This window comes from Nonomuraea sp. NPDC052116, from assembly GCF_040680035.1.
GTDB lineage: Bacteria > Actinomycetota > Actinomycetes > Streptosporangiales > Streptosporangiaceae > Nonomuraea > Nonomuraea angiospora_A.
The window spans coordinates 27608-45440 of record NZ_JBFAWA010000028.1 but is presented as its reverse complement, the minus strand read 5'-3'; the positions used below and the strand labels follow the sequence as shown (position 1 = coordinate 45440).

The 17833-nt window shown below is 71.6% G+C and carries 16 protein-coding genes and 1 pseudogene; 10 read left to right on the top strand and 7 right to left on the bottom strand.

Going from position 1 to position 17833, the window contains the following annotated elements:
* Positions 1-371: 371 nt before the first annotated feature.
* Positions 372-2156, bottom strand: a complete 1785-nt coding sequence (locus AB0L65_RS41865) for a cellulase family glycosylhydrolase (RefSeq protein ID WP_364257758.1) — start codon at positions 2154-2156, stop codon at positions 372-374.
* Between the two features lie 171 nt (positions 2157-2327).
* Between AB0L65_RS41865 and AB0L65_RS41860 the strand changes: the two genes are divergently transcribed.
* The gene (locus tag AB0L65_RS41860) at positions 2328-3992 is read left to right on the top strand and encodes a hypothetical protein (protein ID WP_364257756.1); all 1665 of its coding nucleotides are present in this window, start codon (positions 2328-2330) and stop codon (positions 3990-3992) included.
* Positions 3993-3994: 2 nt separating this feature from the next.
* On the opposite strand, the gene AB0L65_RS41855 is transcribed toward AB0L65_RS41860, so the two are convergent.
* Positions 3995-6115 (bottom strand): hypothetical protein, encoded by a 2121-nt coding sequence (locus AB0L65_RS41855; protein ID WP_364257753.1) that lies wholly within the window; start codon positions 6113-6115, stop codon positions 3995-3997.
* Positions 6116-6281: 166 nt separating this feature from the next.
* Here AB0L65_RS41855 and AB0L65_RS41850 point away from each other — a divergent pair, with 166 nt between their 5' ends.
* From AB0L65_RS41850 to AB0L65_RS41840, 3 genes are all read left to right on the top strand, one after another.
* The gene (locus AB0L65_RS41850) at positions 6282-6677 is read left to right on the top strand and encodes a hypothetical protein (protein ID WP_364257750.1); all 396 of its coding nucleotides are present in this window, start codon (positions 6282-6284) and stop codon (positions 6675-6677) included.
* A 139-nt stretch (positions 6678-6816) separates the two neighbouring features.
* Positions 6817-7719: a family 16 glycosylhydrolase gene (locus AB0L65_RS41845; protein WP_364257747.1), complete on the top strand. Its 903-nt coding sequence runs from the start codon at positions 6817-6819 to the stop codon at positions 7717-7719.
* A gap of 64 nt (positions 7720-7783) precedes the next feature.
* Positions 7784-8347 carry a hemerythrin domain-containing protein gene (locus AB0L65_RS41840; protein WP_364257744.1) on the top strand — a complete coding sequence of 188 codons (564 nt, stop codon included), beginning with the start codon at positions 7784-7786 and terminating at the stop codon, positions 8345-8347.
* 94 nt (positions 8348-8441) lie between these two features.
* Here AB0L65_RS41840 and AB0L65_RS41835 read toward each other — a convergent pair.
* From AB0L65_RS41835 to AB0L65_RS41825, 3 genes and pseudogenes are all read right to left on the bottom strand, one after another.
* Positions 8442-8708, bottom strand: a pseudogene (locus AB0L65_RS41835) (hypothetical protein); the annotation flags it as partial.
* Positions 8709-8799: 91 nt separating this feature from the next.
* Positions 8800-9120, bottom strand: coding sequence for a plasmid stabilization protein (locus tag AB0L65_RS41830; protein WP_364257741.1), 321 nt, complete (start codon positions 9118-9120; stop codon positions 8800-8802).
* Between the two features lie 110 nt (positions 9121-9230).
* Positions 9231-9800: an SRPBCC family protein gene (locus AB0L65_RS41825; protein ID WP_364257738.1), complete on the bottom strand. Its 570-nt coding sequence runs from the start codon at positions 9798-9800 to the stop codon at positions 9231-9233.
* A 304-nt stretch (positions 9801-10104) separates the two neighbouring features.
* Here AB0L65_RS41825 and AB0L65_RS41820 point away from each other — a divergent pair, with 304 nt between their 5' ends.
* The 4 genes from AB0L65_RS41820 (at position 10105) to AB0L65_RS41805 (ending at position 11382) form a co-directional block, all read left to right on the top strand.
* Positions 10105-10260, top strand: a complete 156-nt coding sequence (locus AB0L65_RS41820; RefSeq protein ID WP_350735736.1) for a hypothetical protein — start codon at positions 10105-10107, stop codon at positions 10258-10260.
* A 79-nt stretch (positions 10261-10339) separates the two neighbouring features.
* Positions 10340-10783 carry a glycoside hydrolase family 15 protein gene (locus AB0L65_RS41815; RefSeq protein ID WP_364257734.1) on the top strand — a complete coding sequence of 148 codons (444 nt, stop codon included), beginning with the start codon at positions 10340-10342 and terminating at the stop codon, positions 10781-10783.
* 69 nt (positions 10784-10852) lie between these two features.
* Positions 10853-10993 carry a hypothetical protein gene (locus AB0L65_RS41810; RefSeq protein ID WP_364257731.1) on the top strand — a complete coding sequence of 47 codons (141 nt, stop codon included), beginning with the start codon at positions 10853-10855 and terminating at the stop codon, positions 10991-10993.
* On the top strand, positions 10990-11382 hold the full coding sequence (locus tag AB0L65_RS41805) for a DUF3147 family protein (RefSeq protein WP_364257728.1): 393 nt from the start codon (positions 10990-10992) through the stop codon (positions 11380-11382). The genes AB0L65_RS41810 and AB0L65_RS41805 overlap by 4 nt, the downstream gene beginning before the upstream one ends.
* 78 nt (positions 11383-11460) lie before the next feature.
* Here the strand turns inward: AB0L65_RS41805 and AB0L65_RS41800 are convergent, their stop codons facing one another.
* Together AB0L65_RS41800 and AB0L65_RS41795 are read right to left on the bottom strand one after the other, a co-directional pair.
* Positions 11461-11691, bottom strand: a complete 231-nt coding sequence (locus tag AB0L65_RS41800; RefSeq protein WP_364257725.1) for a hypothetical protein — start codon at positions 11689-11691, stop codon at positions 11461-11463.
* Positions 11692-11770: 79 nt separating this feature from the next.
* Positions 11771-15307, bottom strand: coding sequence for an alpha-N-acetylglucosaminidase TIM-barrel domain-containing protein (locus tag AB0L65_RS41795; protein WP_364257722.1), 3537 nt, complete (start codon positions 15305-15307; stop codon positions 11771-11773).
* Positions 15308-15415: 108 nt separating this feature from the next.
* Between AB0L65_RS41795 and AB0L65_RS41790 the strand changes: the two genes are divergently transcribed.
* Both AB0L65_RS41790 and AB0L65_RS41785 read left to right on the top strand, forming a co-directional pair.
* The gene (locus AB0L65_RS41790; RefSeq protein ID WP_364257719.1) at positions 15416-16603 is read left to right on the top strand and encodes an ROK family transcriptional regulator; all 1188 of its coding nucleotides are present in this window, start codon (positions 15416-15418) and stop codon (positions 16601-16603) included.
* Positions 16604-16777: 174 nt separating this feature from the next.
* Positions 16778-17824, top strand: a complete 1047-nt coding sequence (locus AB0L65_RS41785; protein ID WP_364257716.1) for a serine/threonine-protein kinase — start codon at positions 16778-16780, stop codon at positions 17822-17824.
* The last annotated feature ends 9 nt before the right edge of the window (positions 17825-17833 follow it).

Here is a 17833-nt window from a genome sequence, read left to right as displayed (position 1 = left end):
GACTCCCCGTGTGCGGGCGGCCCGGCCCGCCTGGTGGCGGGCCGGGCCGGGGGTTTCTACCGGGATGCGGGCCAGTGCTCCCGCCTTGAGGCGGGAGGTGAAGGCCTGCGCGTGAGTGCCCCCTGGGGCGCGAGCGTGCCTTTGACCGTAACTTCTTGCACTCTCTCGGCCACTGTGGGTATGGTCCGAGTGATCGAACGGGAAGGCGATAGCCAAGCCCATCGGGAGATCGAGTCCTTGTCGGTACAGCTAGGCCGCCGGAACGGCGGTGACAGCGCGTGGAGACTCGGGGTTGCCCAGGTCGGTGAAGCGCGAACCCCCGCACTTGAGGGTGACGGGAAGAATCTCCATTGTTAACGGTGGAGAGGAGTTCAAGAGTAGGGGTTCTGGGTGAGCAGGTGTGCCTTGAAGCCCTCGCCGTACGTGCTGGTCGGGGTGCCGTTGTAGTCGGTGATGAGGACGTTGCCCTGGCTGCAGCCCCACGGGTTCCAGGTCCAGGCGGTGTATCCGACGCCGTGCGCGTCGGCCCAGGCCATCACCTGGTCGATGTAGTCGTGGGCGCAGGAGTTCTGCCCGATCTCGCCGGCGTGCACGGGCACCTGCGCGGCCACGGCGCCGACCTGGCTGTTCCAGCAGGAGACGTTGGAGCAGGTGTTGAAGTTGTACGTGTGCCAGGCGGCCATCAGATTGCCGGCCGGGTCGGTCGGCTTGTAGGTCAGCCACTGGCTCAGGTCGTTGGACCAGGCCAGGCCGCCGAGCATGATCACGTTGGTGGCGCCGGTGGCTCGTACGGCGTTGACCAGCGACTGCATGCCGGCCACCTGGTAGCTGATGCCGGTGCAGGTGCCGCCGTCGCGCCAGCAGGTCCAGCCGGCGGTCGCGTTCCAGTTCGCGGCGGCGTCCGGGTAGGGCTCGTTGAACAGGTCGAAGACGACCGCGTTGTTGCCCTTGAACGCGTTGGCCACGCCGGTCCAGAACGTGGGCGCGTACTGCGCGTCCGGCATCGGCTTCTGGCAGGTCGCCGCGGTGTCGGAGCAGCCGGCGCCCTGACCGGTGTACTGGCCGTAGTTCCAGTGCATCTCCACGATCGGCGTGACGCCGTTGTTCACCAGCAGGTTCACGTAGTCCTTGACGTTCTGCTGGTACGCGGCGCCGCTGGGCGAGCCGTTGGTGCCGATCCAGCACTCCTCGTTCAGCGGGATCCGGACCGCGTGGATGTTCCACGCCTTCATGGCGTCGATCGAGGCCTTGTCCACCGGGCCGCTGTCCCACATGCCCTTGCCCTGCACGCAGGCGAACTCGCCGCTGGCCCGGTTGACGCCGAGCAGCCGGTAGGTGTTGCCGTTGCCGGCGACCAGCTTGTTCCCGGAGACGCGCAGGATCGGCGCCGGGAGGTTGGTGCCGTCGTCGTCATCGGCCTCGGTGGCGTTGACCGTGACGCTGGTCAGGCCGGAGGAGGCGACGCTGATGGGCCGGGTGCCGTTGAGCCGGTCGGTGTCCTGTGCCGCGCGGAGCGTCACGGTCTGCGGGGTGCTCCAGTTGGCCGTGGTGAAGGTCAGGGAGGCGCCGGCGCTCACGGTGATGTCGCCGTCGCCGGTGCCCGCGGTGCTGGTGACCGTCACGTTGCCGGTCGGCTGGGACTGAAGGCGGACCGTGTAGCTCGCGGACCCGCCCTCGGGCACGCTCACGCTGGTCGAGGAGACCATCAGAGCCTGCTGCTGCGGGCCTCCGTTGCCGTTGCCGACGCACGAGACGCCGGGCGGCGGGTTGTTGGCGCCGGTGTACGTGCCGTTGAAGCCGACGGTCCACGTCGCCCCGGTGGCCTTGGCGGCGTTGTAGGTGGTCGGGTTGACGGTGACGGCCGCACCCGCCGGGGTGGGCGTGGCCGGGGTCGGCACGCCCTCCCACATCTGGGTGATCACCTGGTTGTCGGGGAAGTCGAAGCTCAACGACCACTTGGTCAACGGGTCACCGGTGTTGGTGACGTTGATGTTGGCGCCGAAGGCGCTGCCGTTGTCCCAGACCTTGGAGTAGGTGGCCGAACACGACGCGGCGGCCTCGGCAGCGGTCTGCACGGCGGCGAGACCGAATCCGGCGAGCAGCACGGCGGCCGCGGCCGACAAGGCTCTGCGCCACGAGTTCCGGTGAATGGACATGGGGGTTCTCCGTGACTTATCGATGGGAGCGCTCCCAAACGTTCTTCCCGACAGGTCCGCTTCGCAAGAACGCGCCCGGTGCCGGGGACGGGGCAGCCGCGCCGACCTTGAATAAGGCGGCGAACGCTGCTGAAACTTTCATCCCGGCCGGTGGGGATACAGTGTGATCTCATGAGCGGCGAGCGTTGGCTGCGCGTGCCGGTCGGGGACGAGGCTGCCCGGTGGCGCACGGTCGGCTCCAGCCGCACCGTCCTCGCGGTGGCGCGTACGGTGACCTCGGCCGGGCGGCTGCTGGAGATCCTGCCGTTGTTCCGGTCCGACCCTCGCGTGCAGGTGCTGTTCACGGTCGTGGCCGGCTCGGCGTTCGACGATGGCGTCGGTGACTACCTGCGCAGCGTCCAGGCGCGGACCGTGCCCTGGTCACAGGCCGTGGAGACGCCGTTCCACCTCGCCGTCTCGGCCAGCGCCAACGGCGCGTTGCACCAGCTGAGGGCCCCGCTGCTGGTGGTGCCACACGGCGCCGGGTACAACCGGCTCCTCAGCCCGGCCGATGGCCCCGAGAGCGGCGTCTCAGGGCTGGCGCGGCACCAGCTCGTCCACGAGGGCAGGGTCGTGCCGGCCGCCATCGCCCTGTCGCATCACGAGCAACTGTCACGGCTGGAGCGGGACTGCCCCGAGGCGCTCCCGCGGGCCGTGGTGGTCGGTGACCTGGTGTTCGACCGGATCCGGGCCAACCTCGCCCGGCGTGACCGCTACCGGCGGGCTCTGGGGGTGGGCCCGGACCGCAAGCTGGTGCTGGTCAGCTCCACGTGGGGCGCGCATTCCCTGCTCGGCGCGAACGGCGACGTGGTGGCCCGGCTGGTGGCCGAGCTGCCCGTCGACGAATACCAGGTCGTGCTGGCCGCGCATCCCAACGCCTGGTACGGCCACAGCGGCCTGCAGGTACGCCTGTGGCTGGCCGACGCCCGTGACGGCGGCCTGCTGGTGCTCCCGCCGCAGCAGGGCTGGCAGGCCGCGCTCGTGGCGTCGGACGTCATCGTGGGCGATCACGGCTCCGTCACCTTCTACGGCGCCGCCCTCGGCCGCCCGGTGCTCCTGGCCTCCTCCGGACGCGAGGCCGAGGAGCTCGACCCCGGCTCCCCCACTGCCCTGCTGTCCGGGACCCTGCCCCGGCTGGACCCGGCCGGCGCCGTCCTGCCGCAGATCGAGCAGCTCATGGCGGCCCACGGTCCGCACGACGACGTGACTAGACGTACCCTCGGCATGCCCGGTCAGGCGGACGGCCTGCTGCGGCGCCTGGCGTACCGGATGATGGAGCTGCCCGAGCCCGCCGCGCCCGCGACCGCCCGGCCACTCGCCGAGCCGCTGCCCGAGCGCGGCGAGGTGCTCTCCTTCGAGGTGGAGGCGGTGGTCGGCGGCGGCTGCGTGACCGTCCGCCGATATCCCGCCGTCCTGGAGCGCCGATCCGGCGGCCAGGTGCGTGACCCGCATCTGGTCGTGGACGCCGAGGAGGTGAACCCGCGGCTGCTGGAGAACGCCGCGATCGTGGTCGGCCGGGACCCGCGGCCGGGCTGGGCCCAGGAGACGCTGCGACGGTATCCGGGCTGCTTCATGACGGCCGAGATCGTCGGTGACCGGTCGGTCGACCTGACATTGAGGGACGGGGAGCGGCTGCGGGTCGGCATCACGGCGGCCCTCGGCGGCGATCCTGACCCCCGCTGCCTGCCGTCCGCGGTGTACGGCTGGCTCGTGCGGGGCCGGAGCCGGGAGGATCTTCGCTCCGGGATCACCGTCCGGGTGGGCGACCGGCAGGTGGTCGTCAACTGTGACGCCTGAGATCAGGGTCGGTCCACGGCGGCCAGGCGGGCACGCAGCGTCTCGGCCCTGGGCAGGTTGCCCGAGGCCAGGCAGATGGACAGGGCCCGCCGCAGGCAGTCCGCCGCCTCCTCGCGGTCACCGCCGTCCTCGGCCAGCTCCGCCAGGAGCTCCCACGCCTGGGTCTCCTTCACCGGCACCCGGCACTCGCGCGTGATCTCCGCGGCGGTCCGCGCCGACCGGATCGCTTCGGCACGGCGTCCGAGCCCGCGTTGGGCCCTGGCCAGCTCCAGGTGGATCCGCCCCTGGCTGAGCGCGTCTCCGGCGGCGACCATGAGGGGCAGTGCGCGGCCGAGGGCGGCCGCCGCTTCCCCGTGCCGGTCGGCGTTCAGGTGGGCGAGGCCGAGGTGGTACTGCTGCATGCCCACACCTCGGCCGTTGCCCGCCCGCTCGTGGATGGCCGAGGCCGCGGCGAAGCTCTCGGCGGCGGCGTCGGGTTCCGCCCGGACGAGGGCGGCCCGGCCCAGCGACTCCAGGATCACCGCCTCCATCCTCGGGTCGCCGGACGCGCGGGCCGCTTGCCGGGCCCGTACGAGCTGATCCCGAGCCTGGTCGAGCTCGCCGAGCATCAGCTGGGCGCGCGCCAACTGGTTGCGCATCCTGGCCTCCACGGCGGGAGCCTCCAGGCGGAGCGCGGCTTCCACCCCCAGAGCGTTGGCCTCGGCCCAGTCGGCGTGATAGCCGCGATCGTGGTGCAGCGGCCAGAGCGCTTCGGCCAGCTGCCAGACGATCTCGTCCCACTCGCGCGCGGCGGCGGCGCGCAGCACCGCCAGCAGGTCGGCGCGTTCGGCGTCGAGCCAGTCGAGGGCTTCACCGCGCGAGGCGAACGACCACCCCGCACGCTCGCTGTGGTCGGCCAGCCGCAACCGCCTGCCCATCGCGGCGTCGGCGGCGGCCGCCCCGGTCAGATACCACTCCGCCGCCCGCCGCAGCGCCGACTCCCGCGCCTCGGGCGGCTCCGCGCTCCGCGCACGACGGGCCGCGTGCAGGCGGACGAGGTCATGCATCCGGTAGCGGTCCTCCGCGAACTCCTCCACCAGATGCGCGTCGAGCAGCAGGTCCAGCGCCTGATCCGGCTCGTCGTCCAGCACGGCGGCGGCCAGCCCCGGGCTGAACGCGCTGCCCGGCAGCACGCCGAGCAACCGGTAGAGCCGGGCGGCGCCTTCCGGCAGTCCCTGATAGACGGCCTCGAAGAACGCGTCCACGAACACCCCGTCCTCCGTGGCCGCCCGGTCGAGACGCCGTCCGGCCTCGGCCAGGTCCCGGATCAGCCGCTCGACCGACCACGCCGGGTGCCGCAGCAGCTGCGCGCCGGCCATCCGCAGGGCGATCGGCAGCCCGCCGCACAGCCGCACCAGCTCGGCGGCGTGCGTACGCTGCCCGCCGACTCGTTCCTCCCCGAGCATCCCGGTCAGCAGCCGCAGCCCCTGCTCGGTATCCAGCGGGCCGACCGTGACGGGCACCGCGCCCTCGGCGAGCAGCCCGCGCAGCTGGCGGTGGCTGGTCACCACCACGGCGCTGCCGGGCGAGGCCGGGCACAGCGGCGTCACCTCCGCGGCGTGCTCCGCGCCGTCCACCAGCACGAGCAGCCGCGACCCCGCCGTCATCGAGCGGAACATCGCCGCCCGCTCCGGCAGCTCCTCCGGGATCCAGCTCTCGTGAACGCCGAGCGCCCGCAGGAAGGCGGCGAGGACGTCGCTCACCCCGGTCGCCCCGCCGTGCCGCAGCGCCCCGAGGTCCGCGTAGAGCTGGCCGTCGCCGAAGCGCTCCCGCGCCTGGTGGGCCCAGCGCCGCCCGACGGCGCTCGTACCGACTCCCTTCAGGCCGCAGACGACCGCCACGGCGGGGCCGTCGGCGAGGTGCCGGTCGAGCAGCGCCAGCTCGAGCGTCCTGTTGACGAAGCCGGGCGGCTCCGCGGGCACCTGCCGGGGGACCCGGACGGGGGCGGCGGGCATGGCGGGCGCTGCGGCGATGTTGATGACACCGACGTCCGCGGCCTGCACCACAGCACCGGTCACCTGCCCGGAGAGCTCGTTGCGGACAATTCCGCCCCCTTCGGCGCTCACCACGCCTGCCTCGCCCATGAACGCTCTTCGCCGGTCACGATTCAGGAGTGTTCCCCTTCGGCCGGGACTCTCGGATACGCACAGGACAGCCATAACCGATCGGCATGAGTGCCCGTGCCGTGCGCGCTCGGCCCCGGTGTGGATCTACGCTCGAAGGACACCTCTCACACGCGAAAGAGGAGCGATGGATCCGAGTGTCATCGCCACCCTGACGGCGGTGGTCTCCGCCATCGTCGGAGGCGCCGCGGGCGAGGCCGGCAAGAGCGCGTGGGGCTCGCTGACGGCGCTCGTGCGGCGGCGGTTCGGCGCGGATGCCACCGTCACGGCCGCCTTGGAGCAGGCTGACACGAGGTCACCGGAGGAGACGACGCGCGTCCTGGTGGACCACGCGCACGCGGACGCCGAGTTCCAGCGATCGCTGGCGGACTGGGCCGGCGAGACGGCCCGGCTCCTTCAGTACAAGCACGACGTGAGCAACACCATCGGCGGCGACGCGCGCATCACCGGCACGGTCATCCAGGCCGGTGACATCTCCGGCTCCATCAACATCGGCACGCCAGGCCCGCCCGAACGACGGTGAGGACGTAGGGCCCTCAGGCCCGCGGGGCGGTGGCGGACGTGACGGCCCATGGGGCATACTGAGTCCGCCCGACCATGATCATTAACGATTAAGGGCCGATCCGGCATTCCCGCACTTCTCCTCCTCGTGTAAGGAAGAAATGTCCGATCAGGAAATCAATCGGCGTACATTCTTGACCTCGGCGGCGGCAGCCGGCGGCATGGGCCTGGGGCTTTCACTCATCCCCGCCGACGCCCAGGCAGCCGCTCCGAGCGCCGGCCGTAGCGCGGCCACCTGGGAGAACCTCGTCGAGAAGACCTCCTTCAACAGTCAAACGGCCTTCAACGCGGCGTGGAATCACCTTTATCCCTGGGACAGCGACCCCGACACCCACAATGGCGCCGCGCGCATGGAGGCCGCCCAGGTCTCCCTCAGCCAAGGCGTGCTGACCTTGACGGCGACCAGGCTGTCCACCTCGCCCGGGACCAGCCCGCAGCCGCCGCACGCCCCCCTGTGGTACCGCTCCGGCGCCATCCACGCCAAGCAGCGGATCATCGTCAACGACCAGTTCCCCGAGTACGACATCGAGGGCGAGTTCCGGACGCAGACCGGGCCGGGCATCTGGCCGGCTTTCTGGACCACCGGCACCTGGCCGGAATGGCCGCCGGAGACCGACATCCTGGAATACGTCGGCGTCAACGAGCAGGGCAAGGCCGTCAACTTCTTCAACACGTACTACAAGACAGCCGACGGAGCGACCTACCGGCGTTCCGAGGTGCCCGTCGCCAACCCCGACGGGTTTCACAAATATCGGGTCTGGATGTACAAGAGCGGCGACGACGTCAAGCTCGACTACTACTTCGACGGAAATTACGTGGACACCCACACCGGCTACGGCTGGGCCGGTGTCGCGCAGACGCTCATCATCAACCTGCAGATGGGCTCCTACGCCTCCAACATCGAGGAGGGCGACGCCGGCTGGGCCGACCAGCGACCCGGTCCGGACGGCGACACCTTTTTCCGCGCCCGCAACGTGTGGTTCGGGCGGACGCGCGCCTGGTGACAGCCCGGCCGTCACAGGTTTCGGCCGCTGTCAGCGGGAATGTGGGCCGCGAGAGGAGGCTCGCATGAACACGCAGCAAGATGTGATCGAGGTCCTGGTCACCGACCACCGCGAGGTCGAGCGGATGTTCTCCGAGCTCGACCACATGAGGGGCGCGATCGGCGAGGAGCCCAAGACGCTGACCGAGCAGGTGGTCATCGAACTGGTACGGCACTCGGTCGCCGAGGAGCAATACCTGTACCCGGCCGTCCGCGAGCACGTCTCAGGCGGCGCCAAGCTGGCCGATCAGGAGATCTCCGAGCACGCCGACGCCGAGGAGACCATGAAGCGGCTCGAGGGGCTGGAGCCGGGCGACGCCGAGTTCTGGCCCACCACGGACCTGCTGATGAGCCAGATCCGCGCCCACGTCCGCGAAGAGGAGAACGATCTGTTCCCCCGGTTGCGCGAGGCCTGCGCGCCCGAGGAGCTGAGGGAACTCGGGGCCAAGGTGCAGCGGGCCAAGAAGACGGCTCCCACCCAGCCGCACCCGTCGGCGCCCGACACCCCGCCGGCCAACAAGCTGCTGGCAGTGGGGACGGGGCTGGTAGATCGCATCCGCGACGCCCTCACCGGCCGGGGCCGCTCCTGAAGTGAATCCGTCCCCGGGCCCGTTCAGCGAGGGCCGGCGACTGCTCGTCTTACTGGTGGTCTGGGGACGGTATCTCGCCTTGCTGGCCCCCCTCTCACCACCACGCTGCCGGCCAGCAGCCGGTCCAGCGCCACCCGCTCCGCCGGCAGGCGCTCCACCGCTGCCAGGATGGCGCCGCGCGGTGGCGCGTCGTGGGTCGTCGCGGGTCTCCCTCCTCCGGAACCGTGAACGAGTAGGGCGCCCAGGGGCCGGTGAGCTCCAGCTCGATCCCCTGCCCGCGCAGCCGTCCAGAGTCGTCGGCCAGGTAGGCGCCGTTGAGGACCATCCACTCGTCCCTGCCGGAAAGCCGCGGGTCCTGCGCCCGATGCCGCCGGGTTCGGCGCCGGGAGTGGTGCGGTTGACGCCCTGCCGGAACATTGCGGGGGCCCGCGGCTCTTCGGCAGGGCGTCCGGTCAACCGAGAGCCTTCTCCAGCTGTGCCTTGCTCATCTTGGAGCGGCCCTTGATGTTGCGGCGCCTGGCCTCCTCGTAGAGCTGATCCCGCGTACGGCCGCCCGCTCCGGAGTGCGAGCGCAGCCCTCCGCGGCGGCTCGAGGAGATGTCCTGAGTCGAGGTACGGCTGGCGGTCCGCGACTCACCGGCCCTGGCGCGTTCCTTGTTCACGGTCCGGGCGGCGATCTCCTTGGCCCGCTTGGTGCTTTCGCCCCGCTTCTTGGCGCTGTTCTTGATGTGCTCGTACTGTCGTTCCCGTTTCCGGCTTGATCCGCGAGGCATATTTCCCCCTTTGCCCAATGTTCGCGGTTGGCTTGTTCGGCCATCTACCCAGCTGAAAGCCACGAAACGAACCGGCCGCGTCTCCCGGGCGGGAGGCGCGGCCGCGTGGACTACAGGCCGGGTCGCGTGGGCGGCGGATAGCCGGGGCGCGGCGACGGCGCGCCGGCCCCCGGCAGCGGCGACGGCGCATCGGGCGCATCGGGCCGAGGGACCGCGTCGCCGGCGTGCTGGGGCGGCACGCTGCCGCGCCAGGCGCCGGTCTCGCTGCCGCGGGTCTCGATGTAGTCCTTGAAGCGGCGCAGGTCTCCCTGTACGCGCAAGCGGACGATCTGGAGCCAGTCGCCGGCGGTCTCGACGAAGCCCTCGGGGTCGTACTCCATCTGGAGGGTGACGCGGGTGGTGGCGTCGTCAAGGAGGTGGAAGGTGACGACGCCGGCGTGGTGGGGCTTGTCGAGCGTGTGCCAGGCGACGCGCTCGTCGGGGTGCTGCTCGGTGATCTCGGTCTCGAACTCCCGCTTCACCCCGGCGATCTCGGCCAGCCAGGTGGCGCGGGTGTCGGTGTGCTGCTTGACCGACTCCACCCCTTCCATGAATTCGGGGAACGTCTCGAACTGCGTCCACTGGTTGTAGGCGACGCGGATCGGGACCTTGACGTCTAGGGAGTACTCGATCGTGCTCATGGCCTCGCCCCCTGCCCGCCCTGGATCTCGGCTAACGGCAACCGTTTGACGGTCACTGTTCGGCTATGCGGGCCTATGACGTCCAACGGAGAGGTCCCGAACCGTGCAAGCCGTGGTCATCAACCGCACCCTGAGGCCCTCGCCGAGGCCGTCCCGCCGAAGGCCGGTGTCCTCTGAACCACGTCCTGGTGGAGGCGCTGCCGGAGTTCGTCCGGGACCCCGCCACGGCAGCGTGAACGTTTACCGCGTACACCTCGGGTAGCCGAGTTTTCGACAAAATCAACGTATCGGGATCGGTGAGAACATGATCATCATCGGCATCATCCTGCTGCTCCTGGGATGGCTGCTCGGTATATCGCTGCTCTACACGATCGGCGCCATCCTGCTCGTCATCGGCGTGATCCTGCTCGTCCTGGGCTCCATCGGCCGTCCGGTCGGCGGCCGGCGATATTGGTTCTGACCGTGGAACGCACGCCGGCCGGGCGGCTCATCCCTTGCCGCGGGTGAACAGTTCCTGGGCCTTGGTCTTGAGCCCCTTCTTGACCACGCCGATCGCGTCGGGGTCGCCCTTGATGATCGCCTCGGCGACGTCCTTCGACCCCCGCGTCGACGGCGCGCTGCTGCCGCTCGCGATCCGCGGCGCCGTCCCCGCCGACGACCCGCGCAGCAGGCGCACGCTGAACGTGTACCTGGCCGCGCTCACCGAAGACGGGTACGCCTACCGGTTCCGGCACGGCGACCGGCCGCTCGGGGAGACCGAAGGCGCGTTCCTGCTCTGCGGATTCCTCGTCGCGCTCGCCGCCCACCAGCAGGGCGACGTGCCGACCGCGCTGCGCTGGTTCGAGCGCAACCGCGCCGCCTGCGGCCCGGCGGGCCTGCTGGCCGAGGAGTACGACGTGACGCAGCGGCAGATGCGCGGCAACCTCCCGCAGGCATTCGTCCACGCGCTGCTCCTCGAATGCGCCGCCCGCCTGAACGAGTGAGACGGCCTTTACCTCATCGGGGGTTACCGGATCGGCCGGCGGGCAGCGGAACGGCGAGAGGGGCCGCTGATGAGCGAGGTGTGGTGGATCGTGGGACGCGGGCTGGCGGCCGTGCCGCTCGTACGCCGCCTGGGCGCCTTCGCGGGCTCGCTGACGGCCCTCGTGGTGTGGGCGGCTGTCGCCGGCGCGGGCTGGGCGCTGATCGCATGAACGCGATCCGGCTGCAGCCGGCCAAGCTGCGGGACACGCCGGTGGGCGGGATGGTGGTGCGCTTCACCTTCGGGGCGATCGTCTCCGTGGCCGCCGGTCTGGTCGGGCTGCGCTGGGGACCTGTGGCGGGGGGAGTGTTCCTGGCCTTCCCCGCCATCCTGGCGGCCACGCTGACCCTCATCGAGGAGGAGGAGCATCGGCGCGACCCGGCCGCCCAGGACGCCCGCGGCGCGGTGCTGGGCGCGACGGGCATGATCGCCTTCGCCGCGTGCGTGTGGGCGCTGGCGACCTGGCTGCCCGCTCCGCTCGTCCTGGCGGTGGCCACCGTGGCCTGGGCGGTCGTCGCGGGTCTGCTGTACCTGGCGTTCGGCGCCCGCCGCGGCCGATGAGCCGTCAGCCGGACGTGGGAGCGGCCTGGCCGTACGCCGGCCAGGCCGCCCCATGTCCAGCAGGTGTTCAGCAGGTGTTCAGCAGGGTGTCCAGGTGACTTTCAGCTGGCCCTCCAGCGACCCCCACTGGCCCGACTGACTGCACCCGAACCAGCGCTGTCCGACGAGCGTGTCCCCGGCGTAGTAACTGAGGACCGTGAGGTTGTCGCCCCCCGGTGGAGGTGGCGGAATGGCATGAGCCGGCGTCGAGCCGACGGCGAGCATGGCGGCGATCATCGTCGCCGCGGCAATCCCCTGCTTAACTCTCACGAAGGTCCCTCCAGGAGCACGTGAACTTCAAGCAACGCGACCGAACTTTATTCTCTCCGGATCACGACCCCTGTCAATATCATTGCGCCGGCGTCCCGTACACGCTGACCTCGGTGAGGTGGAACGACAGGTTGGCGGTGTTGTGCGTGCCGATCACCCGTACGTACCGGGCCTGCGCCTCGGTGGTCATCGTGTCCCCGGCGTCGGTCGCGGCCCGGGGGCCGCGCCGGCCGCCGAGGGTGTACCAGGTGACGCCGTCGAGGCTGCCCTCCAGCCGGTACTCGTAGTAGCGCCCGCCCCCGACGTAGTTGCGCACGTTGACGCGCGAGACGTCGTCGACCGTCCCGAGATCGACCTGCCACCAGGTCGTGTCCCAGGTCATCTGGCTGGCGAAGTACGGCGAGTTGGCCCGGCTGCCGTCGTTCGCGTGCTCGGGGCCCCGGTTCGGCTCCCAGCTCAGCGCCGTGACCGGTTTGCGGAGGCTCTGCAGGGTGTCCTGCGCGCCGTCGCGCGCGGTCGACGGGGCCGGCGCGGGATCGGTCAGCACGGCGATCGCCTGCTGACCGGTGTCCCGGTTGGCCGCGCTGGTGAACAGCCCGGCGTCGAGCGCGGCGCCGGCGCCGGGGACGCGGGCCGCCCCGATCACCGCCCAGTTCCTGCCGTCGCCGCTGCAGGAGCCGGTGAGCCGGTCGCCGGACCTGCCGACGCGCACGTGTACGGGCGGCGCGAACCCGCCCACCTCCGCGTACGAGTCGAGCTGCCCGTTGCCGTCGGAATCCCAGCTGAACACGCAGCCGTGGCCGGGAGTGACGGCGATGTTCGCGTAGCCGGTGGACCCGGGGGTGGCCAGGTCGTCGCTCACCACCAGCCCGGACCGGGTCCAGTCCGACGCGCCGTCCTGGCGCAGCACCGTGCTGACGAGCTGCTGCCCGTCGGCCAGGGCGTCCGCGCGGTAGGCGGTGGCCAGCTCGTTGGTCTCCCGCCACAGGTCCGCGCCGCCCGCCGCGATCGCGATCCCGTCGCCGGTGGGAGCGAACTCGGCCTGCGTGTTGCTCATCGTCCGGTACGACGCGGGCGCGGCTCCGGCGACCAGCAGGCGGGTCGAGGCCGTGTCCCGCTGTTCGGCGTCGTCGGAGCGCCAGGCCGCGGTGACGTCCAGCGCCGGGGTGCCGCCAGGGGCCTCGCCGGCGGGAACGGTCACCGTCCACGTCACGGTGAGCTTGTCGCGCGGTGCGACGTGGTCCGCGCGGGTCGGCGAGGTCGCCCGCACCTGGTATCCGCGCGGGGCGCCGAGCTGGAGCGTCACCCGGTCGGTGGGCCGCAGCGCGTTGTCGTTGGTGAACACGGCGGTGACCTGTACGGTCCCGCCCGGCTTGACGCCCTTGCGGTCGGCCCCGACGGTCACCGCGCCGTCGGGCAGCGCGGCCACCCGGCTCGCCTCGGTGTAGGCGTCGCCGCGCGGCTCGGAGGCGAGCTTGGTGCCGGCCTTGGCCCAGTCCTGGGCGACGGCCATCCAGTCGATCGGCTCGGGATAGTCCTTGCCCGAACGCAGCGCGGTCTTCAGGCTGTCGAAGAACAGCTGCCACCGCTTGGCGTAGTACTGCCCGACGAGACCGTTCATCTCCCTGCGGGCGTAGTCCTGCAGGCGGGCGCCGGAGGCCCAGAGCGTGACCAGCGACTTGAGGTTGTAGTCGAGGGTCGCCGCCTCGGCCGGGGTGGCGGCCTGCCGGCGGGCCTCCTTCTGCCACGTGCCGAGCAGGAAGTTCTCGTCGGTGCCGAGCAGCCGGTCCATCAGCCGCATCCGGTCCATCCACTGGCCGGTGAGGCGCTCGAAGCGGTCGAGGTCCTTGGCGCGGTAGGCGGCGCGGATCTTGGGCAGTTGCAGCCGGCTGTGGTTGGCCAGCACCTGCCGGGCGACGTCGACGAGGTCGTAGCGGTAGGCGCCGGAGCCGCGCAGGCGCCGGTCGACCTGGAGCAGCTCGTCGAGCGCCTTGTCGAAGGCGGCGATGTCGTACTGCAGCGGGTAGCCGGTGTTGGCCAGGCCGGGCTCGTCGTCGTACAGGCCGGTGACGTGCCGGCTGTCGGCGCCGGCGGGCCAGCTGTAGACGGTGTCGAGGAGGATCCGCCAGGCCGCCTTGGCGTGCGGGTCGTCGCCGCCATACCGGGCGGTGGCGTAGTCGTCGAACCACTGCCGCATGTCGACCGGGCCGTCCTGCCACGGCAGGTCGGTGAAGAACGCGACCGCGGCCGGGTTGTTGTCGATGGCCTCCGGCATCAGCGCGATGCCGTTCATCGCCGTGCCGGACTTGCCGCGCCAGGCGTGGAACTTCTGGTTCCACAGCGTCAGGCGGGCGCCGAGGTTGAAGTGGCCGCCGAAGTTCCAGATGGTGCCGAACGCGTACCCGGTGCCGAGGAAGTCCTTGTCCCGGTCGGTGATGCCGGATTCCTCGCTGATGCCGTCGACGATGAACATCTTGGTCCGGTCGATGGCCTGGAGCGTCGCCGGGAGCGGGTTGCTCTGCCAGCCCAGGATCGTCCAGAGCGCGTCGGGGTGGGCGTCGTTCAGCGCCCGCTGCACCGCCTGCGACGCCTGCGCGACGTTGACCGTGCCGGCCGTGCCGCCCTCGTGCAGCAGGTCCATCTTGTACATCGTGCTGGGCCCGAACAGCTCGGTCTGCACCCGGTAGAACGTGGCCGCGACGCGCGTGAAGACCGGATCGGTCGGGTCGAGCCAGTGGGGGCGTTCGAGCTGGTTCCAGGTGCCCTGCGGAACGGTGTTGGCGCCCGGGTTGCGGACCTTGAAGTCGGTCGGCACGGTGCCGAAATAGCCGGGCAGCACGGGGACCATGCCCAGGGAACGCAGGCGGTCGGCCATCTTGCGGCCGAGGTCGATGCGCCGGTCGATGAGTTGCTGGGAGATCGGGCTGTCGGTGCAGCACATGTTCTGCAGCAGCCACCAGGACTGGTGGCCCGGCTGCGGGATCCACTCGCGCATCTGCTGGTCGGAGTAGCCGAACTCCATGAAGGTGCGCTGGTAGACCGCCTCCTGGCCCTCGTAGACGAGCACCTCGTTGATGCCGTGCAGCGCGAGGACGTCGATCCGCCGCTGCCACTCCGGCCAGCTCAGATACGCCCCCGCATAGCCCTGGTTGGTGTCGTTGAGGGCGAAGCGATGGTCCACCGAGGAGTCCTTGGCGATGGGAGCCGCGGGCAGCGGGAGGCGCTGGGGCAGGTCCACCTGGGAGCCGTTGATCGAGACGTCGGCGTGCGCCACCTGGCGCAGGTAGTGGCCGAAGCCGGTCAGCTGCACCGCGGGCGTCGTGCCGGCGACGACGAGGCGGCCGTTCTCGGTGTACACCTCGAACCGGTCCCGGCCCGTGCCCTTGTCGATCGCGCGCAGCGTGACCTGCCTGGCGCGCGAGGTCCCGATCAGCCGTTCCAGGGCCTGCGCCGCCGGGCCGTCGAGCCGGGCGGACGCCTCCTGCGCGGGGGTGCCGGCCGCCGCCGCGGGCTGGACGGCGAACGGGGTGGCGAGCATCGTGAGCAGGACGGCGAGCGCCGCCAGGAGCGGTCGCCGTCGGCGTGGTAACGGGGCGGCGGAGATCTGCGGTGTCATGGGGGGCGGCCACCTCCGGGAGGGCGAACCTATTATGTAAAGACTTTTCGTAAGGTCTCTGCGAAATATAGTCAGCCGGAGACGACAGAAGGTCAAGAGGGGCGTTGAATGACGGAGGAGCGGCCGGCGGGCACGCCGGTCCTGCGGAGGATGAACCGGGCCGCGGTGCTCGACGCGGTCCGGCGGCGCGCGCCGGAGCCCGTACGGGTGGCCGAACTCGCCCGGCTGACCGAGCTCACCCGCCCGACGGTCGCCCAGGCCGTGGAGGACCTGCTGGCCGCCGGCTGGCTGCGGCAGGTCGCACCGCAGCAGGCCACGGTCGGCAGACCGGCGACCCGGTTCTCGCTGAACGGCCGGGCGGCGCCCGTGCTCGCCCTGGACGTCGGCCCGCACACCGTGACGGCGGGGATCGCCGACCTGGCCGGTGAGCGCCTCGCGCTGATCCGCCGGCCGGTCGGCCGTCGCGGCGCCCGGCACCTGCTCGAGGCGGTCGACGAGGCGACGGGCGCGGCTCTGGCGGCGGCCGGCCTGGCCGCCGAGCAGATCGCGGCCGTCACCGCGGCGACCCCCGGCATCGTCGAGGTGGCCACCGGCCGGGTGCTGTTCGCGCCGAGTGTGCCGGGCTGGCCGGAGATCGACCTCGCCGGCCGCCTGCGCGCTCGTTTCAGGTGCGCGGTCACGGTGGAGAACGACGCGAACCTGGCCGCGCTGGCGGCCGTCCGGCAGCACACCGGCGCGGGCACCCTGCTCGCGGTTCAGTGGGGCGAACGGCTCGGGGCCGGGGTCGTCATCGACGGACGGCTGCACCGGGGCGCCGGGCAGGCCGGCGAGATCGGCTTCATCCGTCCGATCGGCGACCTCCCCGGCCCGGCCGGGGACGGCCGCGGGCCGCTGGAGCGGGCGATCGGCGCCGGGGCGATCGTCGATCTCGCCCGCCGCCGCGCCGCGGGCCATCCGGAGTCCGGGCTCGCCCGCGCGACGGACGCGGCCGCCGTCTTCGCGGCCGCCGCCGACGGCGACCCGACGGCCGTGGAGGTCGTCGACCGGGTCGCCGCAATCTTCGCCGAGGCGATCGCCCCCGCCGTCCTCGTGCTGTCGCCGCACGCGATCGTGATCGGCGGCGGCATCGCCCGCGCCGGCGCGGTCTTGCTGGACGCCGTCGCACGGCACCTCGCAGACCTGACCCTCACCCCGCCGAGCGTGGAGCTGTCGGAGCTGGCCGAGGGCACCGTGCTCACGGGCGCGATCCAGCTGGCCCTGGACGAGGTGTGGCGCGACACCCTGGCCGGCTGCTGACCTCGCGATGTGCCGTGCCCAACGCGACATCCGTCCCCTCGACGACGTCACCGCCCAGCTCGAAGCACTGGTCCGGCACGCGACCGGCGGTCCTTGTCACTCTCGCGAGTGACACTGGTTCTACGAGCACGTCGCAGTCACGGTGGAGGCGGACGCATTGCGGCTGAATGGACCGTGGACGACGGCCCTCGGGCCGGCACGTGGCTGGTCATGGAGCGGGTGCCGGCCGGCAGCCTGTCGGGCAGGAGGTTCTCACCCCCGGAGGCGGCCCGGATCGGCGCGCAGATCGCCGACGCGCTGACGGCGCTGCACCGCAAGGGGCTGATCCACTGCGACGTGAAGCCCGCCAACATCGTCATGGACGCCGAGGGAGCGGCGAAACTGACCGACTTCGACGCCGCGCGGCGGATCGGCGGCGTGGAGACGATCTCGCCCGAGCGCCCGATCTCCTACGCGCCCGACTACGCCGGACCCGAGCTCATCGGCGGCCGCCCGGACCCGGCCTCCGATGTGTTCTCGCTCGGCGCCACCGTCTACGCGCTGGTCGCCGGGAATCCCCCTCGCCCCTGGGCCCACGGCGAAGGCGTCCCCGACGACGACCGGCGAACGGTGGGATGGGCGGCGCACCACGGCGTCATCGAGATGAGCGCGGACATCGGACCGCTGCGTCCGGTGCTGACGGCGATGCTCCAGAGCGAGCCGGGCCGGCGGCCGGCCGCGGCCGGAGCCCGCGACGCGCTGCGCGACATCGCCGACCCGCCCCCGCTGTGGCGGCGGACCCGCGATGTCGCCAGGCGCCGGTGGCCGACGGTCACCGCGGGGGCCGCCGCCCTGGCGCTGGTCGCGACCGGGACCGCCTGGCTCGCCGACCGCCCCACCACTCCCCCGCCGGTCTCGACACCCGGCTCGCCCCGCGAAAAGGCGGGGATCATCGTGTCCAAAGGCCCCTCGACGACCTATGGCAGTTGCCGGAAGAACTGCGCCTTCGTCGAGTTCCGGGCCACCGGCCTCAAGCCGAACACGAAGTACGTCTTCCGGCCGTACACCGACAACTGGGGGGCGTTCAACCCTGGAGCGACGCTCACCAGCGACGAGAACGGCGAGCAGCACACCGACGACCGGTTCCCGTGCAACGCGACCGGCCAGCAGGTGTGGATCGTCGCCGAAGGGCCGGACGGGGAACGAATCGTGTCGAACAGGATCACCTGGCCGGCCGGATGATCAGGAGGC